This is a genomic window from Pectobacterium actinidiae (genome assembly GCF_000803315.1).
Taxonomy (GTDB): Bacteria; Pseudomonadota; Gammaproteobacteria; order Enterobacterales; family Enterobacteriaceae; genus Pectobacterium; species Pectobacterium actinidiae.
In genome coordinates this window covers 1,545,165-1,568,767 of sequence record NZ_JRMH01000001.1, presented here as the reverse complement: position 1 = coordinate 1,568,767, position 23,603 = coordinate 1,545,165, and the positions used below count along the sequence as shown (strand labels likewise).

The following is a 23,603-nucleotide window of genomic DNA, read 5'->3' as shown; positions in this document are numbered from 1 at the left end:
CAAGAACAGGCTGTTGACGCGACCAGCGTATCGGCTGGTCGCGAATTCCGGCATCGTGTACGCCTCAATAACGTGTGGACATAACATGAATACGTCGACGAATAAGAACCCAGCGCTACAGCTTTTACTCTCACTCCTGTTCGATTCACGATGGATATTGGCGATTGCCACGGTAGCCAGCGTCACGAATGGTATTTCCAGCGTTTTACTGATTACCTTAATCAACAAGGCGCTGCTGACGCCTACCGATGACTATGCGCCGCTCGCTTGGTATTTTGCCATATTGACGGTTCTGGCCATTGCCTGCCGTATTCTCAGCGGCGTCATTTTCGCCAGACTGAGTCAGGGAACAATGGCGAAAATGCGCGAACTGATTTCAAGTCGCGTGGCTCGTGCGCCCTTCCGTCAGATAGAAGAACTGGGTGCATCACGTGCACAGTCGATCATCACGGATGACTCAACCAGCGTATCACTCTTGTTTTTCACCCTGCCGAATATCGTGATGCAAGGTTCTATCGTCATCGGTTGTCTGGGATACCTTGCCTGGCTATCACTCCCTATTTTCTTTCTGGCACTGACAATTGTTGTCATTGGTTCACTGGGTTACAGCCTGGGAGGAAACACGGCGTTCACCTCCCTGAGAGCGGCAGGTCAGGCACAAGATCGCTTATTTACCCACTTCAATGCGCTATTTTCTGGTGCAAAAGAGCTCAAATTGCATGTCTCCCGGGCGTATGCGTTTCTCAATCAGTCACTCGGTAAAGAAATCGATGCCGTACGTAAAAACCGTACCCGCGCCTTCGGCGTTTATGCTTTCGGCGTTGGCTGGATCCTCTTTCTTTTCTATAGCTTCCTTGGTCTGGTCATTTTTTCCCCTTCCGTAATACCGGGGCTTGAATCAACCGCGCTGGCAGGCTACGTCATTGTATTTTTATTCATGCTGATGCCGCTGGAAGGATTGCTCAATAGCGTTCCAACGCTAAATTCAGCTCGTGTGTCATTACGAAGGATTAGTACGATATTATCTGAGTTAGACGAGCGTGATGCCATCGATCATACCGTCTCCGCACATGAATTTGGCAACGCCGAGACGATCCGTCTATCTGGCGTCCTCCATAGCTATTACCGTGAAAAAGAAGACAGAGTGTTTCAGCTAGGCCCTATTGATATGACACTCAAGCGGGGTGAGATTACGTTTCTGATTGGCGGTAATGGAAGTGGAAAAACGACACTCGCCAAACTGCTGGTCGGCCTATATACACCGGAAAGCGGCACAATTACCGTTGACGGCCACGAGGTCGTTGACAGCAATCGAGCCAACTATCGGCAGCTTTTCTCTGCCGTATTCTCTGATTTTCATCTTTTCGAGTCATTGATTGGATTGAATGATGTCAACTCCACATTGGACACACGCGCTAACGCGTTACTAGCCAAACTGCATCTGGAGCATAAAGTTACGGTGGAAAACGGCTATTTTTCTACTCGCGACCTTTCTCAGGGGCAACGTAAGCGTCTCGCACTGGTCGTGACCTATCTTGAGGATCGCCCTTTCTATTTGTTTGATGAGTGGGCGGCCGATCAGGATCCTCTATTCAAACGCGTCTTTTATCAGGAACTTCTGCCCGAGTTAGCTGCTCGTGGTAAAGCGGTATTGGCTATTACGCATGACGATCGCTTTTTCCACTTGGCCGATCATTGCATCAAGCTCGAAAATGGCCGACTCATCGCTGATGACAGTAATACTGTTTAGCCCTGAGGCCATTCTGGTGGTCTTGGCAAAGAGGAATATCAAAAAGGCTCTCAACAAGCGCGACTCATTGCCCATTGATTCATTATGTCATCCATGCAGAGGCCAGGAACCCAACGAGGACGGTTCGGCCTCTTAAGAGCGAAAGGCAGGGTGAGCTTTCCGTTTTAGCCTTACCAGAAGACCATTCAGAAAAAATCAATTAATCCATTGAATTACAAAAACAAATTATGTTCAGTAAGAACTTCAGTAACCGCAGCGATCCCGGCCACACACCAAATCATGAAGATGGCTCATGTCTATTGAAATTAAATCACTTTTACTCATTCAATGACTCTGGCATAAATTGTGCAGTACTATAGACAATACGAAACCTGCAAAATTATAAGACCTGAAAACCTTGGAAAAACAAGAAATAAATTCAGGTTTTATAGCAAGAATTAGGATGCCAGATCGCGATGAATAAGAATTTTACCTTTACGATTAAGAACACGTGTTTCGATGAAAATTATAACCCCTCCGAAAACACGCGTATCACGACCAACTTTGCGAACCTGGCGAGAGGAAAGAACCGCCAGGAGAACTTGCGCAACGCGTTAACGATGATCGACAATCGTTTCAATTCCCTGGCGCATTGGGATAACCCTAAAAGCGATCGCTATTCTGTGGAACTTGATATCATTTCCGTTGAGGTTGATATTGAAGGCAATGGCAGCAGCTTCCCAGTCATTGAAATATTGAAAACGAATATCGTTGATAAAAAAACTAACGCGCGCATTGAAGGCATTGTGGGAAACAATTTCTCCTCCTACGTGCGAGATTATGATTTTAGCGTATTACTGTCAGATCATAATAAGAATCACCCCGGATTTAGCACCCCAGATAACTTTGGCGATCTGCATGGAAATCTATTTAAATGCTTCGTTAATTCAGATGCTTACAAAGAAAGCTTTAGTAAAGCACCGGTTATATGCCTAAGTGTTTCAAGTAAAAACACCTATCATCGGACTGGAAATCAGCATCCCGTATTAGGCGTCGAATACCAGCAAGATGAATATTCATTGACCGATCAATACTTCCATAAAATGGGGTTGCAGGCTCGTTATTTTATGCCGCCAAATAGTGTCGCGCCTTTGGCTTTCTATTTTTCTGGTGATTTATTGAGTGATTACACGAACCTTGAGCTGATCAGTACCATCAGCACGATGGAGACGTTTCAAAAGATTTACCGACCTGAGATTTACAATGCGAACTCTCCGGCAGGTCAGTGCTATCAGCCAAGCCTGAACCATCAGGATCATTCATTCACTCAAATTGTTTATGATCGAGAAGAACGTAGCCTGTTGGCTATCGAGCAGGGAAAGTTTACTGAGAAAAACTTCATCAAACCATACCACGCTATCCTTGAGCAATGGTCTGCTAATTACGTTCTTTGATTAACCAAAAACAAAAGGTCACCGATTATTATGAAAATATTGTTACCCACCTCAACGGCTGGCAGCTTACCGAAACCCTCTTGGCTGGCGCAGCCTGAGACACTGTGGTCACCCTGGAAATTGCAAGGCGATGAGTTAATTGAGGGCAAACAAGATGCGCTACGTTTGAGCCTAGCAGATCAACAACAAGCAGGGATTGATATTGTCAGTGATGGCGAGCAAACGCGCCAACATTTTGTCACGACGTTTATTGAGCACCTCAGCGGTGTTGATTTTGAGAAACGTGAGATCGTTAAAATCCGCAATCGCTATGATGCGAGTGTACCGACAGTCATTGGTGCCGTGGTTCGCCAAAAGCCCGTTTTTGTCGAGGATGCCAAGTTCTTACGCCAGCAAACCACGCAACCCATTAAATGGGCCTTACCGGGTCCCATGACGATGATCGATACGCTCTATGATAGCCACTATAAGAGCCGCGAAAAACTCGCCTGGGAATTCGCCAAAATTCTCAATCAAGAAGCCAAAGAATTAGAGGCTGCGGGTGTCGATATTATCCAATTTGATGAGCCCGCATTTAATGTCTTCTTTGATGAGGTGAACGATTGGGGAATTGCCGCGTTAGAAAGAGCCGTTGAAGGGCTTAAATGTGAAACGGCGGTGCATATTTGCTATGGCTATGGCATCAAAGCCAATACTGATTGGAAAAAGACGCTGGGATCCGAGTGGCGGCAATATGAAGAAATTTTTCCTAAGCTGCAAAAATCGGCGATTGATATCATTTCACTGGAATGTCAGAACTCTCGTGTTCCAATGGATCTTATTGAACTCATTCGCGGTAAAAAAGTGATGGTAGGTGCCATTGACGTGGCAACCAATACCATTGAGACGCCAGAAGAAGTCGCCGATACGCTACGTAAAGCGCTTCAGTTTGTGGATGCCGACAAGCTCTACCCTTCGACCAACTGTGGTATGACTCCCTTATCTCGCCGAGTTGCAAGAGGCAAACTCAATGCGTTAAGTGCGGGTGCAGAAATCGTCCGAAGAGAACTCTTGGCTAAATAACGTCGCCAGGTCGATCACTTGAAGCAAGCTCAGTCTGAGTTGGCGATCTATCCGTCGCCAACTATTCCAAACCACCAACCGGGCTGAGCGATAACGATCATCGCCGCTGTCTGTGCCCTATCCTACTGAATCGAACCATTCACTTTTAGAAATCGTCCACATACTCATTACCTCCTTCTAAGAAGATCGCTATGCGAAAGGCACGATTCGCTCAGTACCCGAACATCAGCGGTGAGGTATCTGTTGCGAACCACTTTATTAAATCCTAACTTGAGTATTACTCTTCACCCTTTGAGTATGCATTGTTTTGATTAACGAGGGAAAATGGAACGTTTGTTTGTCTACGGTACGCTGCGTCCGGGTCACGCTAATGCCTATATTCTGGAAAACATCGGTGGAGAATGGTTGCCGGGTTACGTAACAGGCACGTTTTATGAACGCGGCTGGGGTGCCGCCGCGGATTTTCCAGGGATCGTACTGGATAATAACGGGCCGCGCGTCAGCGGTTACCTGTTTGTCTCCGATAACCTTGAGACGCACTGGTCAATGCTGGATGAGTTTGAAGAGGGCTACGATCGCGTTGAGGTTATGGTGACTACCGTTGAAAACCAGCAGGTTACGGCGTGGATTTATCAACTACAGCCACAAACAGGCCAGTACATGGCATAGATAAAATACGTTCACCTTCCTAGCCTATCAGGCTGGATGGTAGAAATTCGGATGATCCCGTCAGAGAGCCACATGTAGAAATCCCGCTTAAGTTTTCTTATGCGGGATTTTTTCAGTCACGTTGGGTTGTCAGCTAAGTAGAAGACGTGAAAACACGAGCTTTCAACCTTTCCAACATGTCCTCAACAGGCGTTACTCATTACCCCATTGATTCAGGAATGTCGCGATCTCATCAATACGATGCGCATCGATACCCGCTTCACTCGCCATCTCTTTCTGCGCATTCTCACTGATTTCTTCGTTATTCATTAATCGAGTGATCAACAACTGGAAATAACGCGCCAGAGGGTCACGTTCTGGTTCGCTCACTGGCTTTTCGCATTCCGTCGAATACTCATCCACGATGTCATAAAATTTAAGTGGTACGTCATTGCTCATACGTTGTCCCCAAGGGTTAAAATCTATGTCAGTTGCGACTGGCATCGCTTGGCCTAGATAATATCATTCTTATTTCGTTTTCTGTCATCCATGTGGGGAGCGGTCTGAAAAACAAAAAATATCTTACGTTAAACACTACGTGAGTTTTTGTTCAGCTGACATCATGAAGCACTTTTTCTCATGCTCAATAAGCCACTCTTTGCGCGCAATACCGCCGCCATAACCTGTCATCGAGCCATCTTTACCGATAATTCGGTGGCATGGAATGACAATTGCCACGCGGTTTGCACCATTTGCCGCCGCCACCGCTCGTACGGCATTGGGTTTCCCCATCTGCCCAGAGAGCGCTTGATAGTGGGACGTTTGACCATAAGGAACCGTTTGTAGTGCTTGCCAAACGGTACGTTGAAAATCGCTGCCGGGCGTATCAAGCACCAGCGTAAATTGTTGGCGTGTTCCGGCAAAATACTCGCCAATCTCTTTTTCAGCTTGTCGGGTATGATTATTTTCACCCGACATGATTCGAGCGTTGAGCAAGCGCTGAAGATCGCGAAATTCGGTCTCCAGCATTCGCCGGTCAGTAAACTCTAGCAGACAAACACCACGCTCGGTGGCACAGACAAACATGGGGCCGAGCAGCGTGGTAAAACGGTGAATCATAATCACCTGGCTCTGTTCGGTTGGGCTACCGCCCGTGAGCCGTTTATAGGTATAGCCAAAACCACTCAGTGATTCGTAGCCGCTATCAAAAGCAACCTCCGTAGCAGTACGGCCACCTTTTAGTTCCTGAAGTGCGATATTCACCCGCTGCATACGCTGAAAAGCCTGAAAGGTAATGCCGTGATTTTGCAGAAACCATCGCCGCACCCGCTCCGGGCTGATCTCATACTTACGAAGATCGGCATCGCTTATGCGTGTTTTCGGATTGGCACGAACGAGTTCCAGCGCCTGTTCAATTACAGGCGGTGCGCTATGTGCATTTTCTGTTGGTCGGCACACCTTGCAGGGACGAAATCCCGCATCCAGTGCAGCTTTGAAATCTTTATAAAACTCAACATTTTCACGTTTCGGTTTTCGTGCCCGACAGATAGAAATACAAAATACGCCTGTCGTTCTTACGCCAACAAAAAACACCCCCGTATACTCTGGAGCACGCTCAAGCAGAGCCTGATACCAGACATCACACAGGTCATTATCGAGAACTTTCATCAACAAAAACTCCTGCAAATGACTGCTGCGACGGGATAATTAACATTAATTTTTTGAGATTCGATTGAATGGCTGAATGAACCGCATTACCCATCGAGATACGTCTTACGCCTAGTTTTTCCAGCCTGTTGAAGGACGGGAGTTCGGGCATGCACATGACGTTGAGTGGCAAAGTCATTTCCTGGGAAAGGGTCTCAATATCATGTTCAGAGGTTAGGCACGGCACAAAAAGGCCGTCAGCTCCAGACTCTTGATATAATCGACCGCGTAATAGCGTTTCCTGCAACGCCTGATGATGGCCCAGAAGAAAAGTATCGGTTCGAATGTTAAGAAATAATTGATCGCTTTCCATGTCCAGCGTATTGCGAATCTCTTTTAACAGGCTGGCAAATACCATTGCATCATCGAGTTGTCGGACACCCTTAACGACGCTGCTATCCTCAAGGTTGACACCAACCACCCCGAGTTGAACGAGGCGCTTAAGATTATCAGTTATCTCGCTTGCTGTTCTACCAAACCCTGCTTCAACATCAACGCTTAATGGAAGGTGAGTAACGGACATGATACGAGTGACGATATAGAGCAGCTCATCGAATGATAGTGCTTCTCCATCTTCATAACCTAGCATTGCAGCAATTGCTGCGCTTGATGTTCCCAGAGCCTGATAACCCGCTTCCTGAGCGGCAATGGCACTGCCAGCATCCCAGACATTCGCGATGAGTAAGGGTTTGTTTTGATGATGAAGTTCAGTGAAGTTCATGGCGTTCTCCTGTTGTAATGTACAGGATGAATCTAGAACACTCCACGACGCGCTCACAACCGAAAATCGGACGACCATTTTCTCTGCCTTTCCACACATGACGCCGTGTTTATCCAGAACAGCAAAAAGGTTTAACCTAGATATAATAAAGCGGGGAAGCTAAAAAGACGTAATACGATCGGCTGGTCACAACGGTGTTCAGAATAACACGGCGTTGTTACATGAACGGGCTGAAAATAATGCCGTCATGAAAAGCCCCGAAGGGCTTTTCATCGATAAGTATTGGCAAAAACGTTAATTACCACATTAAATCATCAGGCACTTTAAAATCAGCGTACGGATCGTCTTCATCCTGCTCTTCCTGACTCAGCGTACTATTTAATACAATACTGTTCGCATCTCGCTGCGCAATTTTATCGGCTACGCTCGCAGGGATAATAACGTATTGATTCTCACCGCTGCTATCAACCACCAAACGAGCAATGGCGAGACGACCGCTAATTAGCTGAGCTTGAGTCAGCTTATCCACCGTTATTTTCTTAATTAAATTATTATCGGTGAAGTTAAAATCAATATTGCCTTTTGAGACCGTGATTCTGTTCATTTCAATGAGCTGCTTCACCTGAGCCTTGTATTCTTTAGATAACGCAGCCTGTTTTTGCTGTTCGCTTAGCTGCTTATCACGCTCAAGCTGGGCTTTTTTATTTTCTTCCACAGCTTCTCTTGCTTCACGCGCCTGAACCCGTGATTTCTTAGCCGTTCGTTGAACTTTAGCCATTTTTTTGCTGGTCACTAATCCAGCTTTTAACATCTGCTCTTGTAAGGTGAGTTTTGTCATTTTCGTTTCTAAACCCGTTGAATAATTCACAGGATTATACCTGTAATTTTTGAGACTGCGCCAGATTACAGGACCCAAACGCGGTGTGGCTTGAGCTTGAAGGGGCGATCAGAAGCGATGCCGAAATTCTGCTTATGCATGACGCAGAATTTCAGCACAGGGCTAGCCCGAATGATTTCAGACCTTGAGCATTTTCACCGTGGCATCCACGTCTATCTCATCTTCCGAGAAGATTAACGTTGTACCCTGGAAGGTGGTGATCGCCAGTTTTTTCAGCGAGCGCATTTCATCGGGCTTAGTGGCTGCTTTCGGCTTGATGCTATTCATCAATATTCCTACTGACAGCACCGTATTGTCTTTATCAATGTGCGTATCAGCAAGCACTTCTTCGCTGTAAACCACATAAGATCTGATCGACGTGAGCTTGATACGCTCACCGGCGATATAGATGTATTTGCTTTCTGGTAGGACTTTCACAGCATACGCTGACAGCCCCTTGTTATTTGTGGTGGGCTCGAAAGTGACCGCCGCATCTTTCTTAATCAGATCGGGGTTGGCGACCTTAATCACATGAAAATAACGGTTCTCACCGTTTTCATCTTTGATAAATCCAAAGCCCTTATCTTTAAACCAGGTTGTGATCGTTCCGTTCATCGCCATTACCGCCTACGTAATCGTTTATCTACTCAGTTTTTTGCAGCGCGCAGTGTAAAGCACAATGTCTGCGCAGACTACGTCTTTGGTTAAAGTATTGATGATAAATTTCTGATGAGCCAAATTTAAAAACCCCGCTTAAGTTTCCGTAAACCGGGTTTTTGCTATTGACCACATCAGGCCATTCTTATTCATTCAGTCCACATAAAAACATTCCCGATGCCGACTCCCTCAGCACCGGGAAATATTCATTTAACTGATATCACTACCATTAGTAGCAATCACTTTCTGATACCAGTGGAACGATTTCTTCTTATAGCGGTTGCCGCTGCCGGAAATCGTGTCATCCAGATCGACGTAGATAAAGCCGTAGCGTTTGCTCATCTCGCCGGTAGACATGCTGACCAGATCGATGCAGCCCCACGGGGTGTAGCCCATCAGTTCGACGCCGTCGGCAATCGCGTCCGCCATTGCTTCAATGTGCTGGCGTAAATAGTTGATGCGGTAATCATCGGCGATATAGCGATCTTCATTCGGTTTATCCACCGCTCCCAACCCGTTTTCGACGATAAACAGCGGTTTTTCGTAGCGGTCATACAATTGGTTGAGCGCAATGCGCAGCCCCACCGGATCAATTTCCCAGCCCCATTCGCTAGCTTCCAGAAACGGATTACGCGCCCCGCCCAGCAGGTTACCGTGAGCGGCTGTCGCATCTGGATCCGTTTTATAAATGGTGGAAGACATGTAGTAGCTGAAGCCGATGTAATCAACCGTGTGTTGCTTGATCAGTTCCAGATCCTCCGGCTGAATATCCAGCGTAATACCCAGCGACTGCCACAGGCTTTTCGCGTAGTAAGGATATTTCCCACCCGCCTGCACGTCCGCACAGTAGAAGTTAAATGCCTGCGTCTCTTTCAGCGTCGCTAGTTGATTGATGGGGTTACAGTCATAAGCATAGTTAGTGGCAAACAGAATCATGCAGCCAATCTGGATCTGCGGATTCGTCTCATGCGCAATTTTCACCGCCAGGCTGCTGGCGACAAACTGGTTATGCCACGCCTGGAATTTCGCCTGTGGATCCAGCGCGCCAGTTTGCACCGTTAGCCCCTGACTCATAATTGGGAAATGGGCAGCACTATTGATCTCGTTAAAGGTCATCCAGTATTTCACTTTGTGACCAAAACGCTCCAGCACAGTACGGGCAAAACGCTCGAAGTGGCCGATTAACTCGCGGTTTTTCCAGCCGCCAAAGACGGTGGCAAGATGCAGCGGCATCTCATAGTGAGAGATCGTAATCACGGGCTCAATGCCGTGGGCGATGCAGGTATCAATTACCTGTTCGTAGTGGCTCAGCCCCGCCTCGTTGGGCTGCTGCTCAACGCCATTCGGGTAGATGCGTGTCCAGGCAATAGAAAAGCGGTAGCATTTGAAGCCCATCTCGGCAAACAGCGCTATATCCTCACGAAAGCGATGATAGTGGTCGATGCCTTTATGGTTAGGATAGGTGTAACGCTGTTCATCCAGCGTGAAATCAAACGCGTCGGAAGCAACGATGTTTAAACGCGCTTTACCACCGGGAATAGCATCCACAATCGACAGCCCTTTGCCGTCGATATTGTAAGCTCCTTCAACCTGATTGGCTGCGGTGGCCCCGCCCCACATAAAACCGTGCGGAAATCTTTCGCTCATGGCACTTATCCTTTCTCAATGCTGATTCGTTATCGATAATCGCGCGCCCGCCTGATATTGATTGGATTCAGCGCACGCCGAACGGCGGAAATTCTAGAGGAAAAAAGAGGGCATGAACAGAAATAAGAAACCGGTTGCATATCCGGTGTATGTAGGTTCGTCAGCATAGGGACATTCGCCACGGGCAGCGAATGACGCTTTATTTTTTCGTCTTCTGGGGTGCCTTTCGCGTGGATAAATGGCTCGTGTTATCCCGCATCTGTCCTCTTCGGTGTGTCGTCTCAACGAGTTTCCTGAACGTCGGACACTCCATATGCGATGGCGCAGAACAATCGGCGACATGCCGCAGCGTGTCGCGCAATATCGTCAACTCATGGATTTGCCGATCGATGTCGTCGGCCTTCTTATGTAGCGCGGTGCGCGGCAAATCCGGCATCCCATCCTGATTAAACATGCCAGCAATTTCTTGCAGTGAGAATCCCGCCGATTTCCCCATCGTAATCAGCCTGAGTTGCAGCAGCACATCGGCAGGAAATTGCCGCCGAAGCCCATGTCGGGACACCGAAGCAATCAGCCCGATCTCCTCGTAATAACGCAGCGCGGAAGGCTTGAGCCCACTCTTCTCCGCGATTTCACCTATATCCAAAAATTTCATGCTTGACCTCAAGTCGACTTTAATTCGTAGCATGCTCTGGAACCCACATTCTGACAAGGATAAAAAATGACAATTAACCAACCGCGCCAACCAGAGCAGGCCACACCTTGGGTCACCCTCACACTGGCACTCGCGATACTGTCGGCCTCGCTGGGAACAAGCATTGCCAATATTGCCCTTCCAACGCTGACTGCGGTATTTTCAGCCCCCTTCGCACAGGTGCAGGCCGTTGTCATCGCCTACCTTGCAGCGATGGCACTCTCGGTTGTACCCGCAGGCCGCCTTGGCGATCGCTATGGGCTGAAACCCGTTTTCATTACAGGTCTTGGGCTCTTCGCCGTCGCTTCGCTGCTGTGCGCCATTGCCCCCCAACTGTGGTCGCTTATCGGGGCAAGAGCACTTCAGGGGATTGGGGCGGCGTTCCTGATGACACTTGGCATGGCGCTGCTGAGGCAGACGGCTGGGGAGAAACATGTCGGGCGAGCAATGGGGATAGTGGGAACCGTATCCGCACTGGGTACCGCACTTGGCCCTTCTGTTGGGGGATTCCTGCTTGCGCTAGCAGGATGGCGTAGCCTGTTCTGGATACAGATCCCGCTGGTCACGATCGTTCTGTTCATGGCCTTTACTCTACTGCCAGCCACGCCAGTGAAGGAAAAGGCCGCGCTATCAGGGGAATCGCCGTTACGGAACACCGCTTTATTGCCAAATCTCACGATCAATGCGGCTACCACCACCGTTATTATGACGACGTTAATCGTCGGCCCTTACTACCTTGGTCTGGGTCTTGGACTGAAGGAAACGCTGGTGGGACTGGTGATGGCCATAGGCCCTGCCGTTGCGACCTTTAGCGGGATCCCATCAGGGCGATTGGTCGATACCTGGGGGGGTAGACGAGCGCTCACCGCCGGGCTCTCTCTCGTGGTTACCGGCACCTTTATGCTGGCGATCTTGCCCAATCTGCTCGGCGTCACGGGATACATTCTTGCCATTATTGTTCTGACGCCGGGCTACCAGCTCTTTCAGGCAGCAAACAACACCGCCACCCTTGCCGAGGTTCCTGGGAACCAGCGCGGTACCGTCTCTGGCCTGCTTAACCTGTCGCGCAATATTGGGTTGATCGCCGGTGCCTCGATCATGGGGCAGATTTTCGCCTTGGGGGTTGGCACGGAAGATTTTACCCATGCGGCTCCTGATGCCCTCGCGGATGGCATGCAACTCACCTTCTTTCTGGCTGGCGGTATGGTGCTTGTCGCCATCGCATTCGCCCGCCTGCCAAGGTGGAGGCGTTTCGCCCAATAATAAACCAGACATGCACTGTTCACATTCACGGGGCGACGGCAGCCCCTTTCCCGCACCAATCACCACTGATTTATGAGCGTCATTCATAACCTCTATCCTGTCCTGCGCGATTATCACAGGACGTAATCCCAGTAAGATAATCCCAAAGAATGTAAAACCAGACGGACAGATATGACTCAAATTCAGACGCGCTTAGAAAAAACGTCAGGGGTATTTTTTATTGCCATTCTCAGTGCACTGATGGCGTTTACCTCTTTATCGACAGACATTTATTTACCGGCTATGCCCATCATGGCAAAAGAGTTACAGGGTGATGTGGAGCTGACCATCACCGGCTTTTTAATCGGCTTTTGCATCGCGCAGCTGATTTGGGGGCCGTTAAGCGATCACCTGGGCCGCCGAATACCGCTGTTTATTGGTATGGTGTTGTTTATCATCGGCTCTGTCGGCTGTGCCCTGTCTACGGATATGCTGCAAATCGTTTTTTGGCGTGTCTTCCAGGCGCTGGGGGCATGTACAGGCCCGATGCTGGCTCGTGCGATGATTCGCGACCTTTTTAGCCGTACCCGTGCGGCGCAAATGCTCTCGACGCTCATTATCGTGATGGCGATTGCGCCCATTGCCGGGCCGCTACTCGGCGGACAGCTGATCAAAGTAACCTCATGGCACGCCATTTTTTGGCTGCTGGCGGTGATTGGTGTCGTCATGCTGATTTCATTACGCTGGTTGCCAGAAACGTTACCCGAAGACAGGCGGGTAAAAGCGTCGTTGCCTAACGCCTTTCGCAATTATTATGCCCTGCTGACGAACGCGAACTTCATGCGTTTCACCTTATGCCTGACGTTCTATTATGTCGCCGCCTACGCCTTTATTACCGGCTCGGCCTTTGTCTACATCACCTATTTCGGTATTGATCCACAGCATTACGGCTGGCTATTTGCGCTGAATATCGTCGGCGTGATGGGCATGAGCATGGTAAACCGCCGTCTGGTTCAGCGCTATCCGCTTGAGAAGCTGCTTAAATTTGCCGTGCTGATCGCAGCCGCCGCATCGTTCATTCTGGCTATCGGCACGAAACTGCATATCGGGGGAATAATTCTGATTGTGGTCTCGGTGTTCGTGTTCTTTTCGATGAACGGCATCATCGCTGCAACGTCAACAGCCGCCGCCCTTGATGCGGTGCCAAACATGGCAGGTTCAGCGTCAGCATTAATAGGGTCGCTACAGTACGGCAGCGGCATTATCTCCTCTTTGCTGCTTGCGCTACTGCGCGATGGGACACCGTGGACCATGGCGTGGATCATCGCCTTGTTTACCGCAGCCAGTGCACTCATCGCGCTGACCGCGCGGGAACCAGGCGTTACAGCATAAATTCGTAATGCGAGCCGTCCGGTAGTTCAACATCAAGACGTAGCTTACTGCCGGTCGCTTCGACATAGCGTTTAAGCGTGGAAAGTTTCAGATCGCGACCGGGTTTTTCCATGACCGCCACGGTCGGCTGTTTTAACCCAAGCACCTGTGCCATTTCTACTTGCGTTTTTTGCACCCTCTTTAGCGTGGAGAGACCAATGGATTAAGCGTCAAATAACCGTTCAGTCCTTGCTTTGTCTGGCCTGACGGCGAGAACGGCAAATTTCGGCATGGTTCTGATCCGCCCACTGAATCAACAACTGCATCGGTTGTAAAAAGGAGTGCCCTAATGGCGTCAGCGTGTATTCCACGCGCGGGGGAACTTCCGCATAGAGTGTCCGATGTATAAATCCATCAGCGTCGAGTCGTTTTAGCGTGCGTGACAGCATCTGGCGCGAAATATCGTCAATATGGCGATGTAATTCGTTAAAACGCAGCGTCTTTTGCGCCAGCGCTTCCAGTATTAGCAAACTCCACCGATCGCCAATACGATCCAACACATCACGGATCGGGCATGGATGGTCAAATGCGGCATCGTCAGGGTTTTCCGCTGGCGATGCTTTTTGGCTAACCGTGTCATCGGTGAAGGCGTCATTAGTCATTGTTGTGTGACCTGGTTGCATACGGGTGACTTCTTGTAGGGAGAAAGTCGGCAATGTACCATCCAGACTCTCTACGGTCTATTTTTGTTACTTAGTCCACAAAAAAGAAAATAAGGAGTCTACATGTCACATATCGCACTCATTGGCGCCTCAGGCGACGCCGGTTCACGCATTCTTAAAGAATTATCTGACCGTGGGCATACGGTCACCGCTATCGCCCGCTCGCCAGAAAAAATTGCTTCACTGCCGAACGTTACGGCTCAGCAGGGTGACGCTCTGGACAAAGAGGCGCTGGTCGCGTTATTCAAAGGGCATGACGCCGTAGTCAGCGCCGTTAAATTTGGTTCGTCCGATCCGGCTATCCTGATTGCCGCCGTTAAAGCCGCAGGCGTGAAACGCTATCTGGTCGTCGGCGGTGCGGGGAGCCTTGAAATTGCGCCCGGTCAGCGCCTGATCGATCAGCCAAACTTCCCTGATGCTTATCGTCCTGAAGCCTCTCGCGGCGCAGCCTTCCTCGACTTGTTAAAACAGGAGAAAGATCTTGATTGGTCTTTCCTCTCTCCGTCCGCCGAATTTGTTCCGGGTCAACGCACAGGCACTTTCCGCCTCGGCAAAGACACGCTGCTGAGTAACGATAAAGGTAGCAGTATCTCCTTCGAAGATTATGCCGTTGCACTAGTTGATGAAATTGAAAACCCGGCACACTCTCGCCAGCGCTTTACCGTCGGCTATTAAGCCCTGACGACGATCCGCACGTTCCTTCAACAAGGTGCGGATCTCGCGTTATATCCTAAATAAGTAGAGATAGAACAGAACGGTATCAGCGAGCCGCGTGAGTTTGTTATGGTGTTGACTTAACTCGCTCTCTTTTCATGCATAAGGAGATTTTGAATGGCTACGTCCCCAACTTATGTGCCGCCAAAGGTCTGGCAGCCCGCCTCTTCCGGCGGTGCCTTCGCCAATATTAACCGCCCAATCGCTGGCCCGACGCACGAAAAAGCGCTGCCCGTCGGCAAGCATCCGCTTCAGCTTTACTCGCTGGCAACGCCAAATGGCGTGAAAGTGACAATCATGCTGGAAGAGCTACTGGCGCTGGGCCATTCGGGTGCAGAGTACGATGCCTGGCTGATTAAGATAGGTGATGGAGATCAGTTCTCCAGCGGATTTGTCGACGTCAACCCGAACTCCAAGATCCCCGCCTTGCTTGACCAAAGCGGCGAAAAACCGGTTCGCGTGTTTGAATCCGGCTCCATTCTGGTGTATCTGGCCGAGAAATTTGGCGCGCTGCTGCCGAACGATCTGGCCACGCGCACCGAAACCCTGAACTGGCTCTTCTGGCAGATGGGTTCCGCCCCTTACGTTGGTGGTGGATTCGGGCACTTCTACGCCTACGCGCCGGAAAAATTTGAATATCCTATCAACCGCTTCACGATGGAAACCAAGCGCCAGTTGGATGTGCTCAACCGTCGACTGGCAGAGAGTCGTTATCTGGCGGGTGACAGCTACACGATTGCCGATATCGCCGTCTGGCCGTGGTACGGCGGGCTGGTACAAAACGCGCTTTACTCCGCCGGAGAGTTCCTGTCCGTGCACGAATATACGCATGTGATTCGTTGGGCTGACGAGATTGCCGCCCGTCCGGCAGTCATTCGTGGTCGCAAGGTCAACCGGACCTGGGGCGAAGAATCTGAGCAGGTCGCCGAGCGCCATCAGGCATCCGATCTGGATTAATTTTCTGCCGCCTGCTAATCACCGCAGGCGGCATCCCGATTCGCCTTAGTTCCCTTCCCTTTGCGGCGTACCGTTATCTGCCAACGCCGCTTTCGCCGTATCGATATCCACTTGCCGCGAGGCATACCACCAACTCAGCAGTGCCCCTATCGCACAGGCCGTCAATAACATCACTGGCGGAAGCAGCGTGCCGTCATGCACCATCCCCATGATGACACCCGCAACCCCGCCGAAAACATACTGCAATACGCCGAGCAGCGAAGACGCCGAACCGGTCTGTCCCGGTGCCGCATTCATCGCCACCGCCACCACATTGCCGAACACCAGACTCAGGAAGCTCATGGTCAGGAACAGCAATGCCGTCACAACCCACAGCGACGTCATGCCAGCCAGCAGAACACCGGATAATACCAGCCCGCCCACAACATGCAGAGCAATCCCGATGGGCAAGATTTGGTATTCGCGCCAGCGATTCAGCAGAAAGATATTAATTTGCCCCAGCGCCACCATGCCAAGCGCATTCGATGCAAAAATATAGCTGTAGGTGGTGGGCGACAGGTGGAAATATTCAATAAAAATAAAGGCAGACGCACCAATGTAGGTAAACAGACCGCCCATGACAAAAGAGCCTGAAAGCGTATAGCCCATGAATTTTTTCTGTCGCAGTAACGCCGCATAGCCCGTTAAGGCCGACAACATACCGCCACCGACGCGCTCACGCCGTGGCAGGCTTTCCGGCACCCAGCGCCAGGTGGCAAACAGCATCAGCATACCCACGACGGTCAGCACCCAGAAAATAGCCGACCACCCCAGCGAACCGAGCAGAACACCGCCCAGCGGCGGCGCGATAATCGGCGCTATCGCCATCACCTGCATGAGCAGAGAAAATACCTTTGCCGCATCACGTTCCGAGTACAAATCCGCCACGATGGCTCGCGGGATCACCAATCCCGCTGCACCGCCGAGGCCTTGCATCAGGCGGAAGAAGACAAACCACGATAGCGTGGAGGCATGGGCGATAAGCAAAGAAGACACGGCAAACAGCACGATACCGAGCAACAGCGGACCTTTGCGGCCATAGCGATCGGTCAGCGGCCCATAAACCAGTTGCCCAAGCGCCAGCCCAATCAGAAAGACAGACAGCGAGGTCTGCATTCCTGCCGCATCGGCCCCAATATCCTGCTGGATCGCAGGAAAAGCAGGGAGATACATATCAATCGACATGGCATCAAAGGCACACAGAATGCCTAAAATGCCGATGAGAACAAAACTGCGCGACGCCAGTAAAGACGAATCAGACATCGATAACACCTCAAAATAGACGACTTAATCATGAAGAACCGACAGCAAAGGGACTGCGAATCGGATAAGATGCGTGTTGCTGAGCGCAATATATGACTGACCAGTCGAAAATACAAGGCAATGTGATGGCGCGCAAAAAAACCATTGAAAACGATCTGATTCTGGATGCCGCAGAAAAGGTGCTGCTGCGCGATGGCGTGCATCGCTTCACGCTAGATGCTGTCGCCGCCGAAGCCGGTATTAGCAAAGGCGGGTTGGTTTACAGCTTTCCCAGCAAAGACCTGTTGATCATGACCATGCTGTCGCGCGAACTCAGCCGTTTTGAGCAGGAAGCACTGCTGCAAACCGCACGCTATAACGCTCAGCCTCATGCCGATGTGCTAGGCCACATTACGGCTATTGCTCAGGAAGAAGACGAAACCACCTCCCGTGCCGTTGGCCTGCTTACCGCACTGGTTCATTCCCCTGCCATGCTGGAACCGGTGCGGGCATTCTATCGCACCAGACTGGACCAGCTACGCGATGCCACGCCAACAATGCGCCGTATCCGTCTGGCGTTCCTCGCCACAGAAGGCGTTTTTTTGCTACAAGGGTTAGGCTTCGTGACGCTCGATCGCGAGGAACGGCAATCGATGCTTAATGATGCCAAATCCTTATTCTCGCCGGACGACACCGCACACACGATGACGGCACACACCGGTGCAACAACTCACGCCGCGCCGCTAGCGTCTGCCACCGTTTTGCAGCAAGACACGTCCGTCATTTCCGCTGGCGAAACGACGTCAGAATGGGCGAACGCCTGGCTGGCGGAAAAAGGCGTTACGCCAAGTGGTACAGGTTTGGAAGCCACGCATTCGCGTGCGGCACATATTGTTGAAACTGCGATGAACATCATCAAACGTGACGGCATTGGTGCTCTGACACACCGCGCTGTCGCGAATGAGGCGCACGTGCCGCTGGGGTCCACCACCTACCATTTTAAGAGTCTGGACGACATGTTGAATGCCGTCATGAGTAGCGCTATTGCGCTGTTTCGCGATGACATGTTTAGCTGGTTTCTTGAACGCCGCCACGACGACCCGCGTGATGTCCTGACCGATTTTGTCATGCGTGGCATCGAAGATATTGACGATCTGGCACGTGAGTACGAGTTATTTACCGCCGCAATTTCTCGCCCTTCCCTCCGCCCTATCGCGCTTGAATGGTCTAACACCGTGGTCGCCATCATTAAAGTGGTCGCGCCCGATAGCGCCGCGCTCCCGCTGGGGACGCTGTTGAACGGTTTTTTCATCCGTGCACTGTTGGAAAAGCATGAACGCACACTGCCACGCGAATTGGTCCATCAGGCGGTGTCAGCCTTGTATAACGCTTTCCACTAAGTAATACGATTTTCTGGTGGGAAGCCATTTCCCATCTGCTGTTGCTCGTTTTCTCTCTCTCCCGTATATCGCCACAATAAAAACTGTACATATGTACTATTTTTTGCCAAATTACCAAACGCAAATAACTCTCGTTTGCATTCGTACATATGCGCGTCGTTAGGGATGAAAATAAAAATGCACAAACAGCAGTTCCATACCATAAAACCATTAGCGTTGATCGTTGCCGGATTACTCGGCGCCCATCTGGGTACGGCACAGGCAGCCGATGACGATGTGATGACGGTAAAAGCCACCGCTGAGCAGGAATTAAAACAGCAGCCCGGCGTTTCCATCATCACAGCGGAAGACATTAAAAAAGCGCCGCCCGTTAACGATCTGTCAGACATTATCCGCAAAATGCCGGGGGTAAACCTCACAGGCAACAGCGCCACCGGGGCAAGAGGCAACAACCGCCAGATCGATCTGCGCGGAATGGGGCCGGAAAATACGCTGATTCTGATTGATGGTCGTCCGGTTACCTCGCGTAACGCGGTTCGCTACGCCTGGGACGGAGAACGCGATACCCGAGGCGACACCAACTGGGTGCCAGTGGAAGAGGTAGAACGTATCGAGGTCATCCGTGGTCCTGCTGCGGCACGCTACGGTTCCGGTGCGGCTGGCGGCGTAGTGAATATCATCACCAAACGTCCGTCCAACATCTGGACTGGCTCACTCTCGCTGTATGGCAATCAGCCGGAAAATAGCAAAGAAGGTGCCACACGCCGTGCCAATATCAACCTGAGCGGCCCGCTAGCCGGTGATGCGTTGACCATGCGCCTATACGGTAATATCAATAAAACCGATTCCGACAGTTGGGATATCAACCGGAACCAGAACGGTTCTTCTGCTGCCGGGCGTGAAGGCGTGCGCAATAAGGATCTCAATACGCTGCTGTCATGGAAACTTTCCCCACAGCAGATTGTTGATATTGAAGCGGGCTATAGCCGTCAGGGTAATATCTATACTGGCGACACGCAGTTCAGCGGCGGAGGGGTAATCCCCGAAAGTCTGGCAAAGAGCGGCGCAGAAACCAACAGACTGTACCGCCAGAATTATGCCATTACGCATAACGGCATCTGGGATTGGGGATAATCCAAGCTGGGCATCGCTTATGACCAAACGAATAACACCCGGCTTGATGAAGGATTGTATGGCCGCTTTGAAGGATCAATCAACAGCGATCGCTACAGTACCAGTCGTTTAAAAAATTTACGCATTAACAGCGAGTTAAATATCCCGCTTGAGCTTTGGATGGAACAAACGCTCACGCTGGGTGCGGAGTGGAATCGAGAACAGTTAAACGATCCTGCCGCAAGCAGTTATACAGGAAACAGCGGCGATACTCTCCCCGGTACGTCCGTCAATCCTTCACAACGCAGCAGCAAAAACAGCGCCGAACTCAGCGCACTCTATTTTGAAGACAATATCGAAGTGGTACCCGGTACCAAAGTGATTCCCGGCCTGCGCTTCGATTATCACGACAAATTTGGCGGCAACTACAGCCCCAGCCTGAATATCCAGCAGGAGTTGGGTGAGATGTTCAGCGTGAAAGCCGGTATTGCGCGCGCCTTTAAAGCCCCAAATCTTTATCAATCCTCTACCGGCTATTTGCTTTATTCGCGCGGTAACGGTTGCCCATTCGGCGTTGATTATAATAACGGCGGTGGCTGCTATCTGGCGGGAAATGACAATCTGGAGCCCGAAATCAGCGTCAACAAAGAAATCGGTCTGGAGTTCAAACATGCCGGCTGGCAGGCGGGTGTGACCTATTTTCGTAATGATTATAAAAACAAGATTGTTTCCGGCACCGATATTCTCGGGCTGACGCAGTCAAATGCAGCGATTTTACGTTGGGAAAATGGCGGAAAAGCGCTGGTGGAAGGGCTGGAAGCCAACCTGCTGGTGCCGGTGATGGAAGACACGCTGGATTGGAGCACCAACGCCACCTATATGATTGAATCGAAAAACAAAGACACCGGTAACCCGCTGTCGATTATCCCGAAATACACCGTCAATACCCTACTGGACTGGCAGGCGACGGATAAGCTGTCCGCCAATGTTAGTTGGACAATGTATGGCAAGCAAAAACCCCGTCAGTACGCGACAAACTGGACAGAGAGCCGAAGTGGGCTTTCTTCGCGCGAAATCGGCAGCTATTCCGTTGCGGGCGTGGGAGTGAACTATCAGTTTAACAAGAACCTGCGCGTCAATGCCGGTATCAGTAACCTGTTTGATAAGCAGATTTATCGCGAGGCAAAAGGCGCGTCCACCTATAACGAACCGGGACGTGCCTACTATGCAGGGGTAACGACCTCATTCTGATCATTACCGCTTATCTGGCTCGGCTTATTCAGGGGCCAGAAAGCGAATTCATCAGGATAAGCGTCGGCGGCTGGCAACGTTCAACGACTCAAAAAATCGGCCTCTGCCCTCTCCCGTCAAGAAGTAAGCAAAGGCCGAATGTGGTGATACGTGCGCGATACTAATTAGCGGCGTTCTTTCGCTTTATTCAGCACCGTCTGAATCGCCGTTGACAGCTCATTAATCTCGAATTTCGCGACGTAAGCATCGGCACCCACATTGCGTACGTGATCTTCGTTCGCGCTACCCGACAGTGAAGAGTGGATCACCACTGGGATATTCTTCAGGAATTCTTCACGTTTGATGTTTCTTGTTAGCGTAAAGCCGTCCATTTCCGGCATTTCCAAATCGGTCAGAACAAGCGAGATCTTATCCGAGATAGGTCGACCTTCTGACTGGGCTTCTTGCGCAATTTGTCGAATCTTGTTCCAGGCATCTTGTCCGGTGATGTGCATGCTAAACGGAATGCCCATCTGGGTTAGCCCCTGCTCAAGCAGCGAACGCGCGACTTTGGAATCTTCTGCCACAATCGCAATCGCGCCAGACGTATAGGGATAGGTCTTATCTTCTGCGTTCTTGAGCTTGGTTTCGCGATCGCCAGGAATAATATCAAACAGAATCTGTTCAACATCCAGCACCAGCGCCAGACGATTGCTGTCTTTGTCGGTATCCAGGCGCGCAATACTGGTGATATAGGAGCTACTCACGCCCGCTTCCGCAGTCAGAACCTGACTCCATTCCAGACGAACGATATCGTCTACTGATTCCACGGCGAATGCCTGCGTACTACGTGCATATTCCGTGATAAGGAGAATGTTCAGGCCAGTTTCCGATGAACTGCCGACCACGGCAGGAAGATCGATAACCGGAATGATTTGTCCACGAATGTTGACCATACCCAGCATCGGCGATTTCATACCAGCCGCTTTGGTCAGCGTAGGCATCGGCACAATTTCACGCAGTTTAAACACGTTGATGCCAAACAGCTCCGATTTGCCACCTTCAGGTGATTTGCCCAGCTGGAATAATAAGAGTTCAAATTTATTAGCAGAGGTGAGGTTTGTTCTCTCATCGATTTCTTTTTGAAAATTATCCATGCTTTCCTCAGTGCGAGTCATTGTCATTATAGGTATACCGTAACAAGGCAACATTCGAGATGTGAGCAAACAGGAACCAACATCCGACCGCTCCACTGTACGTGATAGTCGTGTTCTTCAATCTTATCCAGCGTAAAACGTAAAATATTTTTAAGTGTGTCAACCTCATCATCCAACGATGGCAATCATCGGACCAGTAGACGGATATCAGCCCTCTTCAGTATAACTGTCGGCTAGCATCCTTAAGGTGCAAATAACATTCCCTGAATCATTAATATCGGCAGAATTTGCCAACACCTTATCCCAAATCGTGACAGAAATATTGCCTGAGAAGAAAACCTCACACATCTCTTGACACAGCAACCAGAAAAAACTAAAAACATACCGTACAGTTTAGTTTTAAGAATACACATGGCGACATTAACGCATAACGACAGTGACGGTGCTCTGGCACCTAAACGGCTGGCGTGATTAGACGTCGTGTGGCTAAGGCTGCGTGTTATCACGCTATGTTGCGGTTCTCTTTACAGGATTCTTATATGCTCACATTATCCCGGGTTGCACATCCTACCGTATTGGCTCTGGCTATCGTACTCGCAGGTTGCGCAAGCAATCCTCCCGTGCGCTACAGCGGCATCGCATCGTCTTCGCAATTGGCGCAAAACTCAGGTGAACACGCGGATCGCATTCCTTACCGTTACACCACGCCTGTCGACTGGAAGCAGTACACCCACATCATCATCGATCCGGTCAGTATTTATCAGGGAAGTGACAACCAATTTAACGACATGTCACAGCAAGATAAGCAGTCGCTGGCCACCTACATGCAGGATACATTCAGTAAAACCCTGCGTTCCCGTTTCAACGAGGTGACCTCGCCTGCGCCCGGCACATTGCGGCTGAAACTGACGCTGACGGGTGCCGATACCACGACGCCGGTCGCCGGTACGTTTACCAAATTTGACCTGGCTGGCGGGCCATACAACATCGTGCAGTCCATCCGTGGCAAAGAAGGTCTGCTCAACGGTTCGGTGAACTATGCCGTTGAAATTTATGATGCGACGACCAACAAGCTGCTCAATGCCTATGTTGCGAAGCAGTACCCGAACGCCATGAACGTCAGCGCCAGCGTGGGTGCACTGAGCGCTGCGGAGGTAGGTATCGATAAAGCCGCTGAAGAACTGGCTGACATGCTGAAGTAAGCCAAAAACGAATATACG

General features: G+C 50.3%; 20 protein-coding genes and 2 pseudogenes. 11 read left to right on the top strand and 11 right to left on the bottom strand.

All coding sequences use genetic code 11. The features are described from left to right. The first annotated feature begins 85 nt into the window (after positions 1 to 85). From KKH3_RS06640 to KKH3_RS06625, 4 genes are all read left to right on the top strand, one after another. Complete coding sequence (locus KKH3_RS06640; RefSeq protein ID WP_039357236.1) at positions 86 to 1,750, top strand: cyclic peptide export ABC transporter; 1,665 nt, start codon at positions 86 to 88, stop codon at positions 1,748 to 1,750. A gap of 455 nt (positions 1,751 to 2,205) precedes the next feature. Then, entirely contained in the window at positions 2,206 to 3,183 is a 978-nt protein-coding gene (locus tag KKH3_RS06635; RefSeq protein WP_039357234.1) for a DUF1852 domain-containing protein, read from the top strand. Between the two features lie 30 nt (positions 3,184 to 3,213). Continuing rightward, a complete protein-coding gene (locus KKH3_RS06630; RefSeq protein WP_039357231.1) occupies positions 3,214 to 4,245 on the top strand; it encodes a methionine synthase in 1,032 nt (343 codons plus the stop codon). A gap of 324 nt (positions 4,246 to 4,569) precedes the next feature. Then, positions 4,570 to 4,914 carry a gamma-glutamylcyclotransferase family protein gene (locus KKH3_RS06625; protein WP_039357228.1) on the top strand — a complete coding sequence of 115 codons (345 nt, stop codon included), beginning with the start codon at positions 4,570 to 4,572 and terminating at the stop codon, positions 4,912 to 4,914. A gap of 192 nt (positions 4,915 to 5,106) precedes the next feature. Here KKH3_RS06625 and KKH3_RS06620 read toward each other — a convergent pair whose 3' ends face one another. The 7 genes from KKH3_RS06620 to KKH3_RS06590 form a co-directional block, all read right to left on the bottom strand. Next, positions 5,107 to 5,352: a YmjA family protein gene (locus KKH3_RS06620; protein WP_039357225.1), complete on the bottom strand. Its 246-nt coding sequence runs from the start codon at positions 5,350 to 5,352 to the stop codon at positions 5,107 to 5,109. Between the two features lie 135 nt (positions 5,353 to 5,487). Continuing rightward, positions 5,488 to 6,561, bottom strand: a complete 1,074-nt coding sequence (locus KKH3_RS06615; RefSeq protein WP_052201302.1) for a bifunctional transcriptional activator/DNA repair enzyme AdaA — start codon at positions 6,559 to 6,561, stop codon at positions 5,488 to 5,490. Further along, entirely contained in the window at positions 6,545 to 7,321 is a 777-nt protein-coding gene (locus tag KKH3_RS06610) for an isocitrate lyase/PEP mutase family protein (RefSeq protein ID WP_039357223.1), read from the bottom strand. The genes KKH3_RS06615 and KKH3_RS06610 overlap by 17 nt, the downstream gene beginning before the upstream one ends. A gap of 298 nt (positions 7,322 to 7,619) precedes the next feature. Further along, positions 7,620 to 8,159: a DUF2058 domain-containing protein gene (locus tag KKH3_RS06605; protein WP_039362205.1), complete on the bottom strand. Its 540-nt coding sequence runs from the start codon at positions 8,157 to 8,159 to the stop codon at positions 7,620 to 7,622. Positions 8,160 to 8,336: 177 nt separating this feature from the next. After that, positions 8,337 to 8,819: a cold-shock protein gene (locus KKH3_RS06600; protein WP_039357220.1), complete on the bottom strand. Its 483-nt coding sequence runs from the start codon at positions 8,817 to 8,819 to the stop codon at positions 8,337 to 8,339. Positions 8,820 to 9,065: 246 nt separating this feature from the next. Next, a complete protein-coding gene (locus KKH3_RS06595) occupies positions 9,066 to 10,502 on the bottom strand; it encodes a glycoside hydrolase family 1 protein (protein ID WP_039357217.1) in 1,437 nt (478 codons plus the stop codon). A gap of 199 nt (positions 10,503 to 10,701) precedes the next feature. Next, on the bottom strand, positions 10,702 to 11,157 hold the full coding sequence (locus KKH3_RS06590) for a helix-turn-helix domain-containing protein (protein ID WP_039357213.1): 456 nt from the start codon (positions 11,155 to 11,157) through the stop codon (positions 10,702 to 10,704). A gap of 66 nt (positions 11,158 to 11,223) precedes the next feature. Between KKH3_RS06590 and KKH3_RS06585 the strand changes: the two genes are divergently transcribed. After that, complete coding sequence (locus KKH3_RS06585) at positions 11,224 to 12,459, top strand: MFS transporter (RefSeq protein ID WP_039357210.1); 1,236 nt, start codon at positions 11,224 to 11,226, stop codon at positions 12,457 to 12,459. A 171-nt stretch (positions 12,460 to 12,630) separates the two neighbouring features. Beyond that, positions 12,631 to 13,830, top strand: a complete 1,200-nt coding sequence (locus KKH3_RS06580; protein ID WP_039357208.1) for a multidrug effflux MFS transporter — start codon at positions 12,631 to 12,633, stop codon at positions 13,828 to 13,830. Here KKH3_RS06580 and KKH3_RS06575 read toward each other — a convergent pair. Both KKH3_RS06575 and KKH3_RS06570 read right to left on the bottom strand, forming a co-directional pair. After that, positions 13,820 to 14,011, bottom strand: a pseudogene (locus KKH3_RS06575) (helix-turn-helix domain-containing protein); the annotation flags it as partial. The gene KKH3_RS06580 and the pseudogene KKH3_RS06575 sit on opposite strands and share 11 nt — an antisense overlap. Before the next feature lie 40 nt (positions 14,012 to 14,051). After that, entirely contained in the window at positions 14,052 to 14,471 is a 420-nt protein-coding gene (locus tag KKH3_RS06570) for a winged helix-turn-helix transcriptional regulator (protein WP_412458872.1), read from the bottom strand. Between the two features lie 123 nt (positions 14,472 to 14,594). Here KKH3_RS06570 and KKH3_RS06565 point away from each other — a divergent pair, with 123 nt between their 5' ends. Together KKH3_RS06565 and yghU are read left to right on the top strand one after the other, a co-directional pair. Next, entirely contained in the window at positions 14,595 to 15,206 is a 612-nt protein-coding gene (locus tag KKH3_RS06565; protein WP_039357204.1) for an NAD(P)-dependent oxidoreductase, read from the top strand. 156 nt (positions 15,207 to 15,362) lie between these two features. Continuing rightward, positions 15,363 to 16,202, top strand: coding sequence for a glutathione-dependent disulfide-bond oxidoreductase (gene yghU / locus KKH3_RS06560; RefSeq protein ID WP_039357202.1), 840 nt, complete (start codon positions 15,363 to 15,365; stop codon positions 16,200 to 16,202). A gap of 45 nt (positions 16,203 to 16,247) precedes the next feature. Here yghU and KKH3_RS06555 read toward each other — a convergent pair whose 3' ends face one another. Then, entirely contained in the window at positions 16,248 to 17,504 is a 1,257-nt protein-coding gene (locus KKH3_RS06555) for a multidrug effflux MFS transporter (RefSeq protein ID WP_039357199.1), read from the bottom strand. 92 nt (positions 17,505 to 17,596) lie between these two features. On the opposite strand from KKH3_RS06555, the gene KKH3_RS06550 reads away from it, so the two are divergent. Together KKH3_RS06550 and KKH3_RS06540 are read left to right on the top strand one after the other, a co-directional pair. Then, positions 17,597 to 18,883 carry a TetR/AcrR family transcriptional regulator gene (locus tag KKH3_RS06550; protein ID WP_039357196.1) on the top strand — a complete coding sequence of 429 codons (1,287 nt, stop codon included), beginning with the start codon at positions 17,597 to 17,599 and terminating at the stop codon, positions 18,881 to 18,883. Positions 18,884 to 19,060: 177 nt separating this feature from the next. Next, positions 19,061 to 21,247, top strand: a pseudogene (locus KKH3_RS06540) (TonB-dependent siderophore receptor). A gap of 164 nt (positions 21,248 to 21,411) precedes the next feature. On the opposite strand, the gene KKH3_RS06535 reads toward KKH3_RS06540, so the two are convergent. Next, positions 21,412 to 22,383 carry a chemotaxis protein gene (locus KKH3_RS06535; RefSeq protein WP_039357190.1) on the bottom strand — a complete coding sequence of 324 codons (972 nt, stop codon included), beginning with the start codon at positions 22,381 to 22,383 and terminating at the stop codon, positions 21,412 to 21,414. Between the two features lie 539 nt (positions 22,384 to 22,922). On the opposite strand from KKH3_RS06535, the gene KKH3_RS06530 reads away from it, so the two are divergent. Further along, positions 22,923 to 23,585: a DUF3313 domain-containing protein gene (locus KKH3_RS06530; RefSeq protein ID WP_039357187.1), complete on the top strand. Its 663-nt coding sequence runs from the start codon at positions 22,923 to 22,925 to the stop codon at positions 23,583 to 23,585. The last annotated feature ends 18 nt before the right edge of the window (positions 23,586 to 23,603 follow it).